11 protein-coding genes and 1 pseudogene are annotated in these 17859 nt (G+C 69.9%); 5 read left to right on the top strand and 7 right to left on the bottom strand.

What is annotated here, in order from left to right:
* Positions 1 to 615 precede the first annotated feature (615 nt).
* Positions 616 to 2094: pseudogene (locus OG819_RS57360) on the top strand (helix-turn-helix domain-containing protein); the annotation flags it as partial.
* A 325-nt stretch (positions 2095 to 2419) separates the two neighbouring features.
* On the opposite strand, the gene OG819_RS57365 reads toward OG819_RS57360, so the two are convergent.
* A complete protein-coding gene (locus OG819_RS57365) occupies positions 2420 to 3379 on the bottom strand; it encodes a DUF1152 domain-containing protein (RefSeq protein ID WP_266658179.1) in 960 nt (319 codons plus the stop codon).
* Between the two features lie 445 nt (positions 3380 to 3824).
* On the opposite strand from OG819_RS57365, the gene OG819_RS57370 reads away from it, so the two are divergent.
* The gene (locus tag OG819_RS57370) at positions 3825 to 4268 is read left to right on the top strand and encodes a VOC family protein (RefSeq protein ID WP_266658181.1); all 444 of its coding nucleotides are present in this window, start codon (positions 3825 to 3827) and stop codon (positions 4266 to 4268) included.
* Between the two features lie 1467 nt (positions 4269 to 5735).
* On the opposite strand, the gene OG819_RS57375 is transcribed toward OG819_RS57370, so the two are convergent.
* Positions 5736 to 6491, bottom strand: coding sequence for an SDR family NAD(P)-dependent oxidoreductase (locus OG819_RS57375; RefSeq protein ID WP_266638858.1), 756 nt, complete (start codon positions 6489 to 6491; stop codon positions 5736 to 5738).
* A 109-nt stretch (positions 6492 to 6600) separates the two neighbouring features.
* Between OG819_RS57375 and OG819_RS57380 the strand changes: the two genes are divergently transcribed.
* The 3 genes from OG819_RS57380 to OG819_RS57390 all read left to right on the top strand — a co-directional run bounded on the left by OG819_RS57380 (position 6601) and on the right by OG819_RS57390 (position 9850).
* Positions 6601 to 7224 (top strand): TetR/AcrR family transcriptional regulator, encoded by a 624-nt coding sequence (locus OG819_RS57380; RefSeq protein WP_266658183.1) that lies wholly within the window; start codon positions 6601 to 6603, stop codon positions 7222 to 7224.
* A 605-nt stretch (positions 7225 to 7829) separates the two neighbouring features.
* Positions 7830 to 8489, top strand: coding sequence for an MSMEG_1061 family FMN-dependent PPOX-type flavoprotein (locus OG819_RS57385; protein WP_266658185.1), 660 nt, complete (start codon positions 7830 to 7832; stop codon positions 8487 to 8489).
* Positions 8490 to 8809: 320 nt separating this feature from the next.
* Positions 8810 to 9850: a penicillin acylase family protein gene (locus tag OG819_RS57390; protein WP_266658186.1), complete on the top strand. Its 1041-nt coding sequence runs from the start codon at positions 8810 to 8812 to the stop codon at positions 9848 to 9850.
* A 366-nt stretch (positions 9851 to 10216) separates the two neighbouring features.
* Here OG819_RS57390 and OG819_RS57395 read toward each other — a convergent pair whose 3' ends face one another.
* From OG819_RS57395 to OG819_RS57420, 5 genes are all read right to left on the bottom strand, one after another.
* A complete protein-coding gene (locus OG819_RS57395; protein WP_266638863.1) occupies positions 10217 to 10924 on the bottom strand; it encodes a helix-turn-helix transcriptional regulator in 708 nt (235 codons plus the stop codon).
* A 260-nt stretch (positions 10925 to 11184) separates the two neighbouring features.
* Positions 11185 to 12768, bottom strand: coding sequence for an FMN-binding glutamate synthase family protein (locus tag OG819_RS57400; RefSeq protein WP_266638864.1), 1584 nt, complete (start codon positions 12766 to 12768; stop codon positions 11185 to 11187).
* Between the two features lie 612 nt (positions 12769 to 13380).
* On the bottom strand, positions 13381 to 13596 hold the full coding sequence (locus tag OG819_RS57410) for a hypothetical protein (RefSeq protein ID WP_266658188.1): 216 nt from the start codon (positions 13594 to 13596) through the stop codon (positions 13381 to 13383).
* Positions 13597 to 13854: 258 nt separating this feature from the next.
* Positions 13855 to 14352: a hypothetical protein gene (locus OG819_RS57415; protein ID WP_266658189.1), complete on the bottom strand. Its 498-nt coding sequence runs from the start codon at positions 14350 to 14352 to the stop codon at positions 13855 to 13857.
* Between the two features lie 492 nt (positions 14353 to 14844).
* Positions 14845 to 17706 (bottom strand): LuxR family transcriptional regulator, encoded by a 2862-nt coding sequence (locus OG819_RS57420; RefSeq protein ID WP_266658190.1) that lies wholly within the window; start codon positions 17704 to 17706, stop codon positions 14845 to 14847.
* Positions 17707 to 17859 lie beyond the last annotated feature (153 nt).

Raw genomic sequence — 17859 nt, forward strand, 5'->3', positions numbered from 1 at the left:
CTTCCTTAAGGTGCTCGCGGACCCGGCCCGGCTCCATCAAAGCCCATTGACCAAGCAGCTCTCCCCCGAACGCCTCCACGAACGCGGTGCGGACCACCGGATCCGCACGGCACATTGCCGCGACCATGCCCATGCCGAAGCCCGCGACGGAGGCCACGGCGCGCACCCGCGCGTCCCCAGCCGCGGTCATCAGCGCGGCACCCCGGAACTTCTTGTCGTGTGACCGTGAACGTGATCTTGAGATGTCGTGGGATGTGCGGGAGTGGCTGCCGCCCGAGCACCTGTGCTGGAAGATGCTCGACGTCGTCGAGCTACTGGCGGATACACATGGATCTCACCTTTCGGTGGGGTGTGCTGTTTGCACGGTGTCTGCAGGTCGGCATCCGCCAACAAATTTGTATGGCGGATGCCGATCCCACTCCCCCAAGCCGAGCCCCATGGCCGTCCAACAGCCCGTCGCTGAACGGCTACCCCCCGGGGCTCGCAACACCGAGTTCAGCGGCTGTCGCATTGTTCGGCAGCGGTGTTCCAGCAGCCGAACAATGGCCGGGCGCGACCTTTAACCGGGGTCGTGGAGGTGCGTAGGTTGTCCGGCAGGCCGGTGGGGGGTGTGTTGTGGCGGGACGTCGTGAGGTGCCGGTGGATCCGGAGGCGGGCCCGGTGCAGCGGTTCGCGTTCGAGTTGCGCAAGTTGCGCACCGAGGCGGGCGGGATCACCTATCGGGTGCTGGCGGATCGGGCCGGGTATTCGGTCACGACGCTGTCGCAGGCGGCCGCCGGAGAGCAGTTGCCGACGCTGCCGGTGGTCCTGGCTTACGTAGCGGCGTGCGGGGGCGATGCGGCGCACTGGGAGTCGCGGTGGAAGCAGGCGGTGGAGGAGGCCGCCTCCGCCCTGGAGGATGAGGGTGAGGGTGCGGATCCGCCGTACCGGGGGCTGGCCCGGTTTGAGACCGGGGACAGCGCACGGTTCTTCGGACGCGACCGGCTCACCACTGACCTGCTGGAACTGCTGCTTCGACGGCGGTTCGCGGCGGTGTTCGGCCCGTCCGGCAGCGGCAAGTCCTCCCTCCTGCGCGCCGCCGTCATCCCCACCCTCCAGCACACCCAGCACGCTGGCCTGCGCCCGGCCGCGATCCGCATACTCACTCCCGGCGACCGCCCGGCCCACACCCACGCCCACGTGTTCGAGCCCAGCGACACCAACCCCGGCATTGGCACCGTCGAAGCGGATACGCTCATCGTTGTCGACCAGTTCGAGGAGATCTTCACCCTCTGCCAGGACCCCGCAGAGCGCGCCCGTTTCATCGACAAGTTGCTGGCCGCCCGTCGGCCCGAGAACCGATTACGGGTCCTCATCGCCGTGCGCGCCGACTTCTACGGTCACTGCGCCGAACACCGCGACCTCGCCGACGCCCTGCGCGACGCCCACCTGCTCGCCGGCCCCATGAGACCGGCCGAGTTGCGTGAGGCCATCGTCAGACCCGCCGCCGCGGCCGGCCTGACTGTGGAACGGGCCCTGACCTCCCGGCTGGTCCAAGAGGTCGCCGGCGCCCCGGGCGGACTGCCGCTGTTGTCGCACGTCTTGCTGGAGACCTGGCGCCGCCGCCGCGGCAAGACACTGACCACGGCCGGCTACGAAGCCGCCGGCGGTCTGGAAAGCGCGGTCGCCAAGACCGCCGAGGACGTCTACGGCCGGTTCACCCCAGCCCAGCAGGCGACGGCCCGCCGGGTGCTGCTGCGCCTGGTCACCCCCGGCGATGGCACCCCCGACACCCGCAGACCCGCCGAGCGGGAGGATCTGGAGGCCCTTGGCCGGCCGGAGACCGCCGGAGTGGTGGAGGTGCTGGCCGCCGCACGGCTGCTCACCCTCGACGACGACACCGTCGATCTCGCCCACGAAGCCCTGCTGACCGCCTGGCCCCGACTGCACGCCTGGATCGAAGAAGACCGCGAACGCCTGCGCACCCACCGCAAACTGACCGAGGCCGCCCGCACCTGGGAGGGACTGGGCCGCGACCCGGGGGCTCTGTACCGGGGAAGTCGTCTCGTCCCTGCCGAGGAACGCTTCAGCAGCGGTCCTGCCGAAGATCTGACCGCCGGCGAGGACAGCACCATCCGGGTGTGGAACGCGGCCCTGCCCACACCCACCGCGGCAATCAACACAGTCTGCCGGGCCGTCCACCGCGACCTCACCCCGCAGGAACGCTCGACGTACCTGCCGGACCAGCCGGCACACGCCACGTGCCCAGACTGAGCTGGATCGGCCGCTCGCTATCGACATGCCGACCTCAGACACAAACACATAGGCACGGTGAGCCCAGCGCCGGGAACGTGGTTCACGCAGCAGACACACCAAGGAGGGCGCCGCCGGCCGGCATCGCCCTCAACGCCTTCCGCCTGCCGAAGCGAGGAGACACGGCCTAATGCGGGAAGCTGCGGGGTGGGCGAGTGACTATGGATTCGCGGAACTCGGCAATCCGCGAGTGGACTTGGTGCATCAGGTGGGTGTCCTCGATCCGGTCCAGGTAGAGGCAGCGGACTGCCAGGCCCGGGAGGTCGAAGGCGAAGTACAGGGACATCAGCGGGTTCACGAACAACTCGCTGCCCCGGGTGCGGTCAGTGAACCGAACATCGCCGAACGAGCCGCGCACGGCTGCCGCGATTGAACCGTTCACGATGCTGGGGTGCTCCGGGGTGTGGTCCTGAGCGTGCGTCACCGCGTCAAGGTAGAGGGCGCCCTCACGGGTGGCGCGCGGTATCGAGAACGCGCCGAGGTACGCGCCGTCGCGCTCCAGTGCGGCGATGTTCTCCAATACCTGCGTGTGGTTTACGCCGTGGGACGCGTCTACGCCGAAGCCGACTGACACGACGAGCCGGGTCGGTATGCCGTCCAGCGCGGCCAGCGCCGCCACGCTCGTCAGGTCCTCCTCCGGAGTGCCGAGCCCGGCTTCATCGCCGCGCATCAGAATGTCCGTACCGCCGTCGACCAGCACCACAGCGTCGACGCGGTGCAGCTCGATCAGTGCTTCGTAGGCGGCGCGCAGCGGGCGCACCCCGGTCTGGGGGAAGGCGTACACGGTGGGCGGGTAGCCGTGTTGGCGCAGCCACTGAGCGAGGGTCCGCTCCGGGAAGTAGCTCTGGTGCAAAGCGGAGTCGGGAGTGACGGCGGCCAGGTCGGGGGCGACCCAGTCATCGATCGGGAGACCGGCGAGTGCGCTGAAGGACAGGTTCGCGAGATATACCTGCTTGCCTTGATGCAGGAGGGAGAGAGCCAACGGCAGGCCGGAGTAGATGTCGAAGCCGCCACCCGCGCCCGCGACGAGGATCCGTTCGGCATCGGCGAGCCGGGTGAAGAGTGGGTTGGAGTGGAGGGACGTCATGACGATCATTGTCCGGGGACCCGGCCTCGGACGCTCCCGAGTTCTCGACGCGACGACGGAGCCACGGAGCAACCGGAATCAAGACCTCCGACCCTCGACCGCCCGGAGTCAACCTGTTGCGGTGACGGCCCTGAATGGCGCCCGCTCATGAGATGTCTGCAGCAGTTCGCATACCTGTTGTCGCCTGGACACCTCACGCCCCGTTAGCCCGGGAGGACGGCCAAGTGGCCTCTCGGACGGGGCTGTTGTGGAGGTGGCTGTGCGGGTCCTGCATCAGCGGCGCGAGCACGGCCTGACCTGGGAGGCGTTCGCCCCGCCGCACGCGATCCCGCAGGAAGCTCGTCACCTTCTTGACCGGTGACGAGGTTGGGTGTCACGATATCACCTGCTCAACCGGTGACGAGCTGGGACGTGCACGCCTCCGTCCGCGAAAGAGAAGGCAAAGATGGATCTGAAACTCGAAGTTGTGGTGCTGCCCGTCTCCGACGTGGACCGGGCCAGGGCCTTCTACGAGAAGGCGGGGTTCCGTCTGGACGTCGACCACGTCGCCGACGACAGCTACCGCGTGGTGCACCTGACGCCCCCCGGCTCGCAGTGCTCGATCCTCTTCGGCACCGGGGTCACCACGGCCGCACCGGGTTCGGTGCAGGGTCTGCACCTCATCGTCTCGGACATCATGGCGGCCCACGCCGAACTGACCGACCGCGGCATCCCGATGAGCGAGATCTTCCACGACGCGGGCGGGGTGTTCCACCGCGGCACGGAAGCGGGCCGGGTCGGCGGCCCGCACCCGCAGCACGCCAGCTACGGCTCGTTCGCCGCCTTCAGCGACCCCGACGGCAACGGGTGGGTGCTGCAGGAGGTGACGACCCGGCTTCCTGGCCGGTGAGGACGAGTCCGCCCACCGGACACGGCTGACGGCACGCATATTCCGGCCGACCCGCCCCGCCGTGTCCTGAGCAGTGACGAACGACACCCTGACAATGGATCTTGAGGTCCGGGAAGGGATGTCCGGGTGGGACGCCGGTCACCGTATCCGGAGGAGTTCCGGAGGAGTTCCGGAGGAGTTCCGGAGGAGTTCCGGAGGGATGCCGTCGCGCTGTACCGCGCGGCATCACTCCCCTTTCCCCAGGCTTGGGGTGTCATGGTCCGGGCTCAGGGCGCGGCCTGGTGCCGTGTCAGCATCGCGTCGTAGCCCTGCGCTTCCTTGCGTTCGCGCCAGTCCCACTGGATACGGCGGCAGGGCCGGTGCGCTGGCCGACGGGCAGCTGCGGTGGGCTGAGTCGGACGCCGTTGTTCAGCCACAGTGGACGTTGTAAATGGGGGTGTCGTAGCCGTTTGCGGGCCCCTCGGGGCTGTCCTCGGCCGCGTTCAGGGATATACACACGTTGTCGACGTGGGTCACCTTTACGGGACCCGCGTATTCCTCGAAGTATCCCGTGTTGAGTGATTTCGTGTGGGGCTGGCCATGGGCACAGCTCTGCCCGCGGTCGTGGGGGGCTCTGGGTGAGGCGCGGGAGCTGGCGGTCGATGAGGCGCAGCGCCTGCCGGGGCCGTGCCTGGAGTACTGGCAGAGCCTGTGGGATCACCCCGGCACGCGGATCACGCTGTGCTGTGCGGGGCGGGCGGGTAGTGAGTGGGCGCTGCCCTGTCTGCCGCAGCCGGCGTCCCGGATCGGCGCGTGGCAGGAGGTTCCGCGTCCGATCGGAGCGGAGGCGGCGTCCGCGGTCGATCGGCTTCCACCCGCTGCGGGCGCCCTGTACGACGACTTCACCGGCGCGGGCGACAGTTGGGGTGAGCAGCGGTGGAAGGCCTCCAACGATCTGTGGACCCATGCCAAGTGCCCGCACCGGCGAGGCCCGCACCAGCCGCGCCCCTGCCGGCAGCACCACACCCGCCACCATGGCGCTCTCACCCGCCGGCAACTCACCCGGCGCCGGTCTCGGCCGCCCGCGCACAGCGGTATCCGGCGCGGCACCCTCAGCGGATGCCGCCAGGGCAAGCTCTGCCAGCGCCTGCCGCGTCTCCCCTTCCGCCCGGACACGCCCGCACCACCGCACGGTCCGGCAGCACCCTGCCGCCCTCCAGGTCCCGGCGCACCACCCGGTACAACGACACAAGCGACGGCACCTCTCCCCCGGCATCCTCCAGGTGCCGGTGCAGCACCGCCACATACCCGCCGGCCCGGACGCCCGGGCACACATGAGCCGTCGTCAATGCCCGAGCCGCATCCAGCTCAAGCAACCGCGCCACCAGCACCCATCCCTGACACGCCGTCACTGTCATGACTCCACTGACACCACTGACACCAAACCGAGAGATCGCACGCGGCTCTCCCCGCCGCACCGCCGCGCCACTACACCGCGGTGAATCCGCCGTCGACGGTGAGCGTGGCGCCGTGAACCTGGGACGCCTCGTCGCTCGCGAGGAACACGACGGCGGCGGCCACCTCCGCCGGGGTACCGGCGCGGCGGGAGGGCATGCCCGCGATGATCGGGGCCAGGTGCTCCTCCATCGCCGCCACCTTCTCCGTCAGCGTGGGGCCGGGAGCGACGGTGTTGACCCGGACGCCGTGCGGCCCGTACTCCGCGGCCCACGACGCGGTGAGCGAGTGCACGGCCGCCTTGGTCATGCTGTAGAGCGCCGAATGCGCCATGCCCCGCATGCCGCTGATGGACCCCAGGTTGACCACGGCGCCGTGGCCGCGCTCGGCCATGGGCGGTACCAGCAGGCCGGTGAGGAGGAACACCGACCGCACGCTCACGGCCAGCGCCTCGTCGATGGTCTCCTGCGCAACCTCGGCGGTGGGGGCCGGCGCGAGCAGGAGCGCCGCGTTGTTGACGAGCACGTCGATCCGCCCGCCGGCCGCGGCGACCGCGTCGGTGGCGAAGCGGCCGATCGCATCGGCGCCCGCGGACAGATCCGCCTTCACGAAGGCCGCCGCACCGCCGTCCTTCTCGATGCGCGCCACCACCTCTGCGCCGCGGTGCTCGTCACGTCCGCTGACGACGACGAACGCGCCCTCGGCAGCCAGGGCCGCCGCGATGGCGGCGCCGATGCCCGCGGTGGAACCGGTGACCAGGGCCGTCCGCCCGGTGAGTCGCTGGGTCATGGTGCCGTGCCTTTCTGTACTGAACCGGTCTGTACTGAACCGGCTGGGAACGGCAAACCTGCCACCCAAAAAATGGACCTGCAAGTCCAGAAAGTGGCAGGATGGCGGCATGGCACCACGACTGACCCCCAAGGGTGCGGCCACCCGGCAACGCATCATCGAAGGAGCCGCGGAGGAGATCCGCGAGCGCGGCGTGACCGAGACGACCCTGGACGACATCCGCGCCCGCACGGCCACCAGCAAGAGCCAGCTCTTCCACTACTTCCCCAGCGGCAAGGAGGAGCTCCTGCTCGCCGTGGCCCGGCACGAGGCCGACCGCGTCCTGTCCGACCAGCAACCCCACCTCGGTGAACTCACCTCCTGGCAGGCCTGGCACAACTGGCGCGACGCCGTCGTCGACCGCTACCGCAGACAGGGGCAGCAGTGCCCGCTCGGCACGCTCATGTCACAGCTGACACCCACCACGCCCGGCGCGCAGGCCGTCACCAGACAACTGATTTCCTCGTGGCAGACCCAGATCGCGGCCGGCATCCGGGCCATGCAGGACCAGCGCGAGATCCCGCTCAGCCTCGACGCCGACCGCGCCGCGGCCGCCCTGCTCGCCGGTATCCAAGGCGGCGTCTTGATCATGATGTCCACCGGCTCCCTCACCCACCTCGAAGCGGCCCTCGATCTGGGCATCCACCAGCTCCTGGCCCCGCCCGCGCCGGTACGCACGACGCCGACGGCCTGACCGGCCCGCGGGCGCACGCACACGCCGCCGACTCGGGCCGGTCAGGGAGGTGGTCGGCCGGCAGCGGACGCCGCTCTGCGATCCGGCCGGCTCGCCCTCCGCGCTCGCGTTCTGCGCGTCGACTGCCGCGAGCACCGAGTCGGCCAGTTCCGCGATGGACCGTCCGCCACCCGCGTCGATGCGATCCATGCCCAGCCTGTCGATGGCATCGATCATGCCCTTCGGTTTCTTGGGCGGGGCGCTGACCTGGTCGGGGAACTCGTTGGCCAGGCCGCGGTAGCCGTCGTCGGCCTCGGACTTCACGCCGGGGTGCCGGTGGAACTGCTCGGCGATGCCCTCGGTGCGCACGGCGGTCGTGCACCCGGCCCGGGCGCCGGCCCCGGACCACAGGGTGCGGCCCTGGCCGTCGCTGATCGTGGCGGTGACGGTGTTCTGCCTGCGCTTGCCGCGGACGAAGGCCCGTCGGCCGGGACGGCCCGCGCTTGGGCGGCGGACCTGGGTCTGCATCCCGTCGATCCGCAAGGAGACGTCCTCGGCCGCGGCATGTCTGTCCCCACACTCACCGACCAAGATCAATCGCGGGTCGGCCCATTAGGGTCGGAGGCATGACGACACCTCTTGCCGGCAGTGCCTTCGACTCGCTCCGCCTCGACGCCGTGCCCGACCAGGAGGCGTTGCGCCGGGTCTACGAACTCCCCGGCACCGCGGCCGTGCGCAAGCAGATGACCGAACTCACCGAGCAGACCCGGCGGTTGATCGGCTGCTCATCGCTGGTCCTGGTCGCCAGCGCGGATGCCGAGGGCAACTGTGACGTCTCCCCGCGCGGCGGCCCCGCCGGGTTCGTCGCCGTCCTGGACACACGGACGGTGGCGATACCGGACGCGACCGGCAACAAGCGTCTGGACACCCTGCAGAACGTCATCGCCACCGGACGGGCCGGGCTGCTGTTCGTCATTCCAGGGCGCACCACGACGCTCAGGGTGAACGGCCGGGCCTGCGTCTCCACCCGCCCAGAGCTGCTGTCGCAGCTGACCGCCGTGGGCAAGCCGCCGGCCAGTGCGCTGGTGCTGGGGATCGAGGAGGTCTACCCGCACTGCCCCAAGTCGCTGCTGCGTAGCGGGGCCTGGAAGCCGGAGGAGTGGCTGCCGGCGGACGCCCAGCCGGCCTCGGCCGAGGTGACACTGGCCCAACTGCGGATGCCGGAGCTGACGATCGCCGACATCGAGCAGGCGGAGGCGGACTCGCTGAAGTACCGGTACGAGTAACGGGCCGACCTGCGATTACTGAACCACCAGCCGGCCGAACCCCAGGCCGGCACGCCCCAAAATCAATCGCGGGGCAGCCCGTTGGCGTCCTGCATCGCGCTGGGCTGGTCACCCGGGCCCGACACGGACGCACAGTCTTGTACCTGCGCAGTTGGCTGAGCACTTCTCATCCGCCTCAGAACGGGTGGCGGACGTAACCGTCCTGACGTGCGCGGCTTCCTGACCGGGTGGCTCTCACACGAGTGACGATGAGAAGCACTCAGCCATTGTTGGACACCATTTCCGATCAGAATTCCCAGATCCCCGCAACTCCACGGCCAGTGGCCCGCAGAGGGCGCTGCACCCTTCCGGCCGACGCGGAGACGCCCGCCGCCCTGGACGGTTCGACGTCGTCCTGCGCCTGGGGCAGCGACCCCGACGCGCTCGTGCCGGGCGTCTACGGCCCCTCCCACCAGCCGAAGCTGAGCCGCACCGACTACGTCGCCAACTCCAACAACGGGCCCCAGTACACCAACCCCGAGGCGCCCCTCACCGGCCTCCCCGGCGTCTACGACATCGATCCCCGTCTCGACCAGCGGCCCCAGCTCGGACTCCGCATGATCGCCCAACGCCGGGACGGCACGGACGGACTCGGCGCCCCGGGCTTCACCGAGGACACCCTGCGCGCGTCGATGCTCGGCAACCGTGTCCTGTCGGCTGAGACGGGCCGCTACGACGTGGTCGACATGTGCCGCGCCCACCCGAGCCTGACGGCCACGGACGGCAAGAAGGTCGACGTATGGCAGGCCTGCACGACCCTCGCCGGCTGGGACACCCGCGCCGACACCACCAGCCGGGGCGCCGCGCTCTGGATCACCTTCTACGCCCACCTTCTCGACGAAGGCCCGCCCGACACCTGGCGCCGCGTCCCCTACGACCCCGCCCAGCCCCTCACCACGCCGCGCGGCATCAACGGCGACGACGTACGCGTCCAGCGCGCCCTGGCCTCCGCCGTCCAGGACTTCGCCGCCCGTGACCTCCCGGTCGACACCGAACTCGGCGCCGTACAGAAGTGGGCGGGCATCCCGCTGCCCGGCTGCGACGTGGGCTGCTTCGACGTCGTGGAGGCAGGCCCCGACTCGGGCACCGGCACCCCGCCCGCCGGCGCCTTCGGCACCAGCTTCCTGATGGCCGTCGAACTGACCGCCGACGGCCCCCGCGCCCACACCCTCCTCACCTACGGCGAGTCGGCGAACCCGGCCTCACCCCACTATGCGGACCAGACCCGCCTCTTCTCCCGCAAGCAGTGGGTCACCGAACGCTTCACACAAGCGGAGATCGCCGGCGACCCTGCCCTGAAGGTGACGACCTTGCACAGCTGACCCGCCTGCCGCATCACGGGGCCTACCGCGGATCGGTATCCGTCGGCATCTCTGCACGGCGGATACCGATCCGCGTCCCCCGTCCCCCGTCCCCCGTCCCCCTGAACGGAACCACGTGACCGTCCGGCAGTCCGTCGTGCCGGAGGGGTTCCTCGTCGGCTCGTAACACCGAGTTCAGCGGCCAGCGCATTGTTCGGCAGGGCTGTTCCGGCGACCAAACAATGGCCGGAGACGATCTGCTTGAGGGGTCGCGACGGTACGTGGCGTGGCTTGGTACGGGGGCGGCAAGCCCTCCCTCCTGCACGCCGCCGTCACCCCCAGCATCGGCACCGCCGAAGCGCCGGTGCGCGCCGTCGGCCCTCCCGGTCAGTCGGCGCGGAGCATGATGTACGCGAGCTGGGTGCGGGAGTTGACACCGAGCTTGGCGTAGATCTTCGTCAGATGGGACTCCACGGTCCGTCGGCTGACGTACAACTGCTCGGCGATCTCAGGGTTGGACGCGCCCTCCGCGGCAAGCCGGGCGATCCGCGCTTCCTGAGGGGTCAGCGCCTCGGCCGCCACGTCGGACGTGCGCCGCCGGGCGTGCTCGCCCGTGGCTTCGAGTTCGGCGCGGGCCCGTTCGGCGAATCCTCTCGTCCCCAGCGAGGAGAACATCTCGTACGCGGTGCGCAGTTGTTCACGCGCCTCCCGGCGTCTGCGCCGGCGCCGCAGCCACTCGCCGTACAGCTGATGGGTCCGGGCCACCTGCAGCACGGCGCGGGTCTGCCGCAGATGGCCGAGAGCGGACACGTACAGATCTTCCGCGAGGGCGTCGTCGGCCACCAGGGCGCGGGTTCTGGCATCGACTCCGAGGCCGAGGGGCGTGCCGCTCGCCTGCGTCGGCAAAGACAGCTGGTCCGCCGCGCGGCATGCAAGTTCCGGCTCGTCGGCCCGGGCCGCCGCCTCTGCCAGATCGGGCAGCACGCGGGTGGAGACGAAGAAGTAGGGGGTGGTGAGAGCGAACCGCAGATGCCTCACCGCCTCCGCGTGCCGCCCGTAGCCGATCTCCAGGATGCCCAGGCTGTGCGACGCCACGTCCGCCAGCGTACCGAGAACTCCCCGCGTACGAAGGCGACCTCGCTCACTCAGGTGACGGCCTCGTTGCGCGCGCAGGGTCGCTCGAGCGCCGCCGTCTGCACAGGCGTCGGCAGCAGTCCGGCGTGCGTCGACGCCTTGGCTGGACGAGCGACCCGGCCGCCCTCGTCCGCGCAGACATCATGACCCGCACGGAAGGATCGGGAAATCACCGTGCTGGTCCCGAGGGCGGCCCCGCCCTCTCACCGCCGCGAGACGTGTCATGCGTTGAAGCGGTCGGGATCGGCGGCCTTCCAGTGCGCGGCCCAGGACTCGGGCGGATCGATCAGCAACTGCCCGGGAGCCAGCCAGTCGTAGAGTTCCGCGTAGGACTGGACGGTGACCGGGTCCACACGCCGGCGCAGCATGTGCGGGCGCAGTTCGGCGGGTTCGCTCACGCCCAGCGAGGCGATGATCTGCTGTGCGCTTTTCACCGTGGCGGACTGGAAGCGGTGGACCCGGGCCGACTTGTCGTCGACGTGCAAGGCGCGTGCGCGGCGCGGATCCTGTGTGGCGACGCCGACGGGGCAGGCGTTGGTGTGGCAGCTCTGCGCCTGGATGCATCCGATGGCGAACATCATGGCGCGTGCCGAATTGGTGAAGTCGGCGCCTTGCACGATGCGCTTGACGATGTCGGCTCCCGTGGCCACCTTGCCGCTGGCCCCGATCTTGATCCGGTCCCGCAGGCCGACGCCGACCAAGGCGTTGTGGACGGTGATGAGTCCCTCGGTGAGTGGGCTGCCGAGGTGGTCGGCGAACTCCAGCGGGGCCGCTCCGGTGCCGCCCTCCGCTCCGTCCACGATGATGAAGTCCGGCGCGGTGCCCTCTTCGATCATGGCCTTGCACACCGCCAGGAACTCGCGCCGGGAGCCCACACACAGTTTGAAGCCGACCGGCTTGCCCCCGGACAGCTCGCGCATTTCGGCGATGAACCGGATCAGCTCCCGGGGCGTGCTGAAGACCTGGTGGTAGGGGGGCGAGATGACGGTCTTCCCCTCGGGAACCTCGCGTACCCGGGCGATCTCGGCGGTGACCTTCTCTCCGGGCAGCACTCCCCCGATGCCGGGCTTGGCTCCCTGGGACAGCTTGAGTGACACGCATTTCACGTTGTCGTGAGCGGCCTTTTCGGCGAACCGCGCGCGGTCGAAGCCTCCGTCCGCGGTGCGGCAGCCGAAGTACGCGGTGCCGATCTCCCACACCAGGTCACCACCGTGGCGCAGGTGGTAGTCCGACAGGCCGCCTTCGCCGGTGTCGTGGGCGAAGCCTCCGAGGGCGGCCCCCCGGTTCAGGGCGAGGATGGCGTTGGCGGACAGCGAACCGAAGCTCATCGCCGAGACGTTGAGCAAGGACATGTCGTAGGGCTTGGTGCAGTCCGGGCCGCCGATGCGGACCCGGGGCTCCTCCACCCCCACCGCGAGTGGCCTGATCGACGATTCGAAGTATTCGTAGCCCTCGGCGTAGACGTTCCGCTCGGTTCCGAACGGAAGCTCCGCTTCGTCTCCCTTGGCGCGCTGGTAGACGAGACTGCGCACATCCCGGTCGAACGGACGGCCGTCGTAATTGCGCTCAATGAAATACTGCTGCAACTCCGGCCGGATCGACTCCAGCATGAAGCGGATATGTCCCAGCACCGGATAGTTGCGCAGGATTGAATGGCGTCTTTGAAGCAGATCATGAGTGCCGACTCCGGCTATCGCCGCGCACAATACGGCGACCGGCCACCACCAGGGTGAGACGGTCAGCGCCGTGACACCAAAGGCGATTGCGACGGCCCCGATGAGTCCGATCACTGCAATTCTGATCATGCGTGGAACATACATCCTTCCCGGGATGCACAACAATGCCCAACTGATGCGATATCCGGCACATTTGGCGGACGGAATCTCTGCCGGATCGACGTGCGCGGATTGCACGAAGGGCGGAACGGGCCGAGGTCCGGGTCACGCCACCGGTCGCGGGGAGGGGGCGGAGGGGGCGGAGGGCTGGGCGGCTGCCGCCACCCGCAGGTGCGCGGCCCCTGACCCGAGGCCGGCCGGTTGACGATCTCGGGCTCCGGTGGTCCGTGGCCCGAGCGCCGTGAGGCCGCCCGCTCCCGGACCGCCTCACCGCCTGCCGCGGTCGACGCCCTCACGAGGGGCCGGCTCCGACCGGCATCCGTCCCGAACGGCGCGCATTCCCCGTCCGCCCAGAGTGCGCCGGATGGCCACTGAGGCGCATCGCATAATCTAGTGATTGGCCTGGCCCCACCAGCGTTGCGCCCTTCGCCTCGGTGCTTACGGTGGCGGCGTGGCCGGCAGGTCAGCCGGAAGGCCTCGCCCAGCTCGTCACGGCGATCGACCAGCGGCGCCAGGACCGGCCTCGCACCCGCACCACCGGCATGTGTCCACGTCGGCCCCAGGTACGCGCGACGGGCGGCGTCATCGAGAAACCCGGCCTCGTCCTCGGAAAACGGTGAAGGCCCCCAGCGCCAACTCCTGCTCCGGCTCCGGCTCCGGCTCCGGCTCGGCGAACTGGTCATCGGACAGCCCGGGCAGTTTCGGCAGCCCCGCCGAGGCGAGCGCGGCCGTCCCGTCCCCCCGCCAGGCACGACGCCGGCCCTCCACCGACCGCTCACTCGCCCGCACATAGGACACGGCCTTATTCGAGGTCCTCTCTCCCCAGGTATTCACTTATATACCTGGAAAAATCGCACCCCTCGCCGATCACTTCACCCTGGGCGTCAAGCACCAGAGCGTAGTCTTCGGTATCCACCAGATAGATGCGACCGTCGAACATATACGCCCCAGAATGCTTCACGGACATGCGCTCCCTCTATTTTCGTGTTGGTACGGCTGCAGGGGGTCCTCGCATCGCCTGGATGATGAAATTGCGCGAGGGAGACGCTGGACCTCTTACGGTTGAGTGTCCTGTGGCTTCTCGGTGACACGGCGAACCGCGAAGCAGAAGAACTGGGCGCTGACACCCAGCAGGTACACGGCGGTCGTGGTCGTCCCGACGAGCCCCCACAGGAGGGGCCCTGAGCAACACCGTGTCAGCAACATGGTGACCAGCGCGGCACAAGCCGCCATGGGCAGATGGAAGGCCGCCCAGATCCGCGTACCGGCCGGGGCGGATCTGTCCGGCATCATGGGGGCGCCGCCGTGTGCGACAGCGGCCAACGCGACGAAGGTGAGCGTCGCACCGGCAAGCAGCGCCAGGACTTCGGCTGCCCTGGGGGCGCCCCGTTCGGACGACGTCACCGCGGTGGCGGTCCACAGCGCCAGGGTGTAGCCGTGCGGGGCCGCGCTCGCGGTCACAGCGGCCCGGAGTTGGCCGCGGTATCCGCGCCCCGGGCCCCTGGCACCGGGCCAGACCGCCCTGGGCTGCGGCTGACCGTCCTTCCGCGACATGGATGACGACCTTGCCACGCCGGTGCTCCTTCTCAGGCGCCTTGTACGCGGCGCGGGTTGTGCGAGGGGGACGATCCGGTCGGCCTTCGGGCCCGACCGTCCGGTTGTGATCAACTCGCCGGTGGAGTCGAGTGCGCCGCGGTCCGGTTGGACGATGAAGAACACCCCGCGTGCAGCATGGGCCGGGCCGGGATCGGGGTCGGGCGGCGCGACGATGCCGGCAGGACGCCGGACGCCTCGTGTGCGGGAATGACGGCTGACCACTCACGCCCGGATCCGTCGAAGCTGTCGGTCCAGGTGGGTTCGGTGCCTCCGCGCCGGTGGGCGCGTGCTGCGCGCATCGTGTTCAAGAAGCGTCACTTCCTGAGAGAGATGAATGACGGTGCCGTGCCGGAGGCCACGCCGTGGCATCCAGCATCACGGGTGGTGCCGGAGCCGGGCGTCACCCATTCAAGGGATCCCTGCCACCGTGTCCTGCGGTCGGTGCACCGCTCAGTCGGCTCCGTCGACGCTGATGCCCCGCTCGATCGCCAGCCGGGTCAGCTCGACCCGCGAGTTGATGCCGAGTTTGGTGAAGATGTGCTTCATATGCGTGTTGACGGTGTGCACGGACACGTAGAGCCGGTCGGCGATGGCCCGGTTGGTGATGCCCTCAAGGACGAGCGGGATCACCTTCCGCTCGGATTCGGTCAGGTTCCCCCACTCCTGGGGGCCGGCCGTGTGGTTGCGCACGGGGGCGGTGCGTACGCCGAGCTGGCGGAGGCGCCCCCTGATCCGTTCTTGATCGCGCCCGGCTCCTGAGGCCGACGCCAGGTGACCCGATTCTTCGAAGTACGGGATCGCCGACGTCGTATCACCCGATGCGGTCATGAGCTCGCCGAGGTCCTCACAGGCATCCGCCAGGACCAACGGCCTGCCGGTGCTCCGGTAGCCGGTGATGGCGGACTCCAGTGCACCGGGGTCGCGGTGGAGCAGGCCGTCGACGTGGGCGCGGACTGCCCCGATGATCTGCCGGCTCTCGTCCTGTGCGGTCAGGCTGCGCAGTGCGCCGGACACGGCCTGCGCGACCGAGGCGTCTTCGCCGCGGAGCGCGATACGTACGATCCCGGGCCAGTGGGACGGAGGTATCGCAAGCAGCCGCGTCGGCTCACGGCTTGTGAAGCTTGCCGTGAGTGCCACCGCCGCTTCGCCGTCGTCGCCCTCCGCGTCCGCCAGAGCGGCGTGCGCGAGAGACACCCAGGGGCCGTAGCGCTGCGTGTGCGTGCCGGGAGCGGTTTCGGCGGCACGGAGGTGGTCCCTGGCCTTGGCGAGGTCACCGCGTCTGATCTCCACCAATGCCAGCACGGAGCGGGCCTGCGGATTCGGCAGAGTGATCTCGAGTTCGTCCGCCACCATCAGACTGGACTCGGCCTCCACGGCCGCGTCGTCCAGCGCTCCTTGTTCGAGTAGTGCGCAGGCACGGGCGGCATGCCAGTGGGGAAGTGACCAGCCGAGGCCCATCGCCTCCGCTTCGCGCTGTCCCTCCCGCAGAATGCGCCCGGTGTCCGCGAGCCGGTCGGTGGCGGTCAGCACGGTGGCCAGCCACAGCGCCGGGATCCGCGGGGGCCGCAGGTACAGTGCGGCGGACTGGGTGCCGGCGCGTCGGGTGGCCTCCTCGGCGAACTCGAGGGCGCGGGGCAGGCGCCCACGGTAGAAGGACGTCTGCGACTGGAACACCATGGCGCTGACGACGACGGCCGGATCGTCGCTGCGGTAGGAGGCCTCGACCAGCCAGGGGCCGGTCTGTTCGGCGGCGGTGAGGTCCCCGAGGTAGACGTGGCCCGTCGCCTTGGTCTTCAGCAGCCGCACGCGCAGGTCGGCCGGCAGCGCGGGAAGGTCCAGGGCCTGCTGGAGGTGTGTCATCGCGGCGGCGTCGTCGCCCGCGGCCTGGTGGATCTCGGCGGCCACCAGGCGCAGGCATGCTTCCTGCAGTGGTTCGAGTCCTTCCGGCAAAGTGGCGTCGACCAGGTCGAGCGCCTCGTGAACCCGGCGGGTCCGGCCGAGGTACTCGGCGGCGTCGGTCAGCAGGGGGATGCGACGCCGGTCGTGTGGGGGCAGCAGTCCGGCGACCCGCTGGGCCAGGTCCGCGGCCGCGTCGGGGGCCGACGACGACAGTTCCCGTACGGCGGTGGTCAGCGAGGTCACGGCATCGTCGTCAACTGGGCCTCCTGACATGACGACGTGCCAGGCCACCTCGGCCGATCGTGCCCCGATGCCCCGCAGACTGTCGGCCGCCTCCCGGTGCAGGGCGGTCCGGATGGCCAGGGGCAGGTTCTCGTGGAAGGCCTGCCGTATGAGGTCGTGACGGAAGGCGAGTCGCGGGCCGTCGGCCGAGAGCAGACCGGCGTTCAGGGCGGCCTCGGCGCCCGACAGCAGGCTGCCGACCGGCCTGCCGAGCATCCGGGCGGCTGTGCCGAAGTCGAATTCGCGGCCGAGGACGGATCCGACCTGGAGCAGGCGCACGGCGTCTTCGGGGAGCCGTTCCAGGCGCGCGGTGATACTCCGCCGGAAACTGGCGGGGATGCCGTCGTGCAGGAGGCTCGCCTCGCCCGCCTCCATGGCGGCATCCGTGTCGGCGAAAGCGCGTACCAGTTCGATCGCCAGGAAGGGATTGCCCCCGACGCCCCGCAGGAGTCTGACCAGACCGGGTGACGGCCTCACCCCGAGGACGTCGGTCGCGATGTGCTGCAGTTCCTGCTGTGGCAGGGGGCCGAGGGTCAGCCATCGGGCTCCGAGGCGTTCGAGGTCCTCCCGCACCCTGGCCACGGTCGGTCGCTCGGTGTCCGACCGTACCGCCAGCACCCACAGGATCCGCGAGGCGGCCAGTCGTCCGGGCAGGGTGCGCAGCACGAAGAGCGTGGCCGGATCCGCCCACTGCGCGTCGTCCACGAGCACGGCCACCGGGGCGCGCTGAGCCCGGTCCTCCAGAGCGTCCGTGATGCTGTCCAGCAGCCAGAGCCGCTGGTCGTCGGTGGCTGCGGCGGCCCGGTCGGAACCATCCAAGGACTGCGGGGCGGATTGCAAGGCAGACTGCAGGGCGGCTCCTGCCGCGTACTGGTCGAGCTCATCGGCCCGTACCGACACCACATCGAAGCCGGACCGCCGCGCCATCTGGTCCAGCTCCGCGAGCAGCCGGCTCTTGCCGACGCCGGGCGTGCCTTCCACGACGACGCAGGCACCCCGTCCGCCACGTACCGCGTCCAACGCGTCACGCACAGCCGCGATCTCGCGGTCCCGTCCCCGCAGCCGCAGCCCGGCCATGGCCTGGTTCCCACGCCCACCTGCCTGGCCGTCAGCGGGGTCTGTGCTGCTCATGGGGCAAGCATGACGCACGGCCACATCCGCCCTCAATGCGGATTCCCCGGTGATCGCCGCTTTCACCCGGGTGATTGCCCCTTGCGCGCCGTCCTCTCACCCTGCCGCGACGCATGCTCCGTGCCATCCGGATCTGTTGCCCCTGGAGAGGAG

Origin of the sequence: Streptomyces sp. NBC_01549 (assembly GCF_026339955.1) — a bacterium.
Lineage (GTDB): Bacteria > Actinomycetota > Actinomycetes > Streptomycetales > Streptomycetaceae > Streptomyces.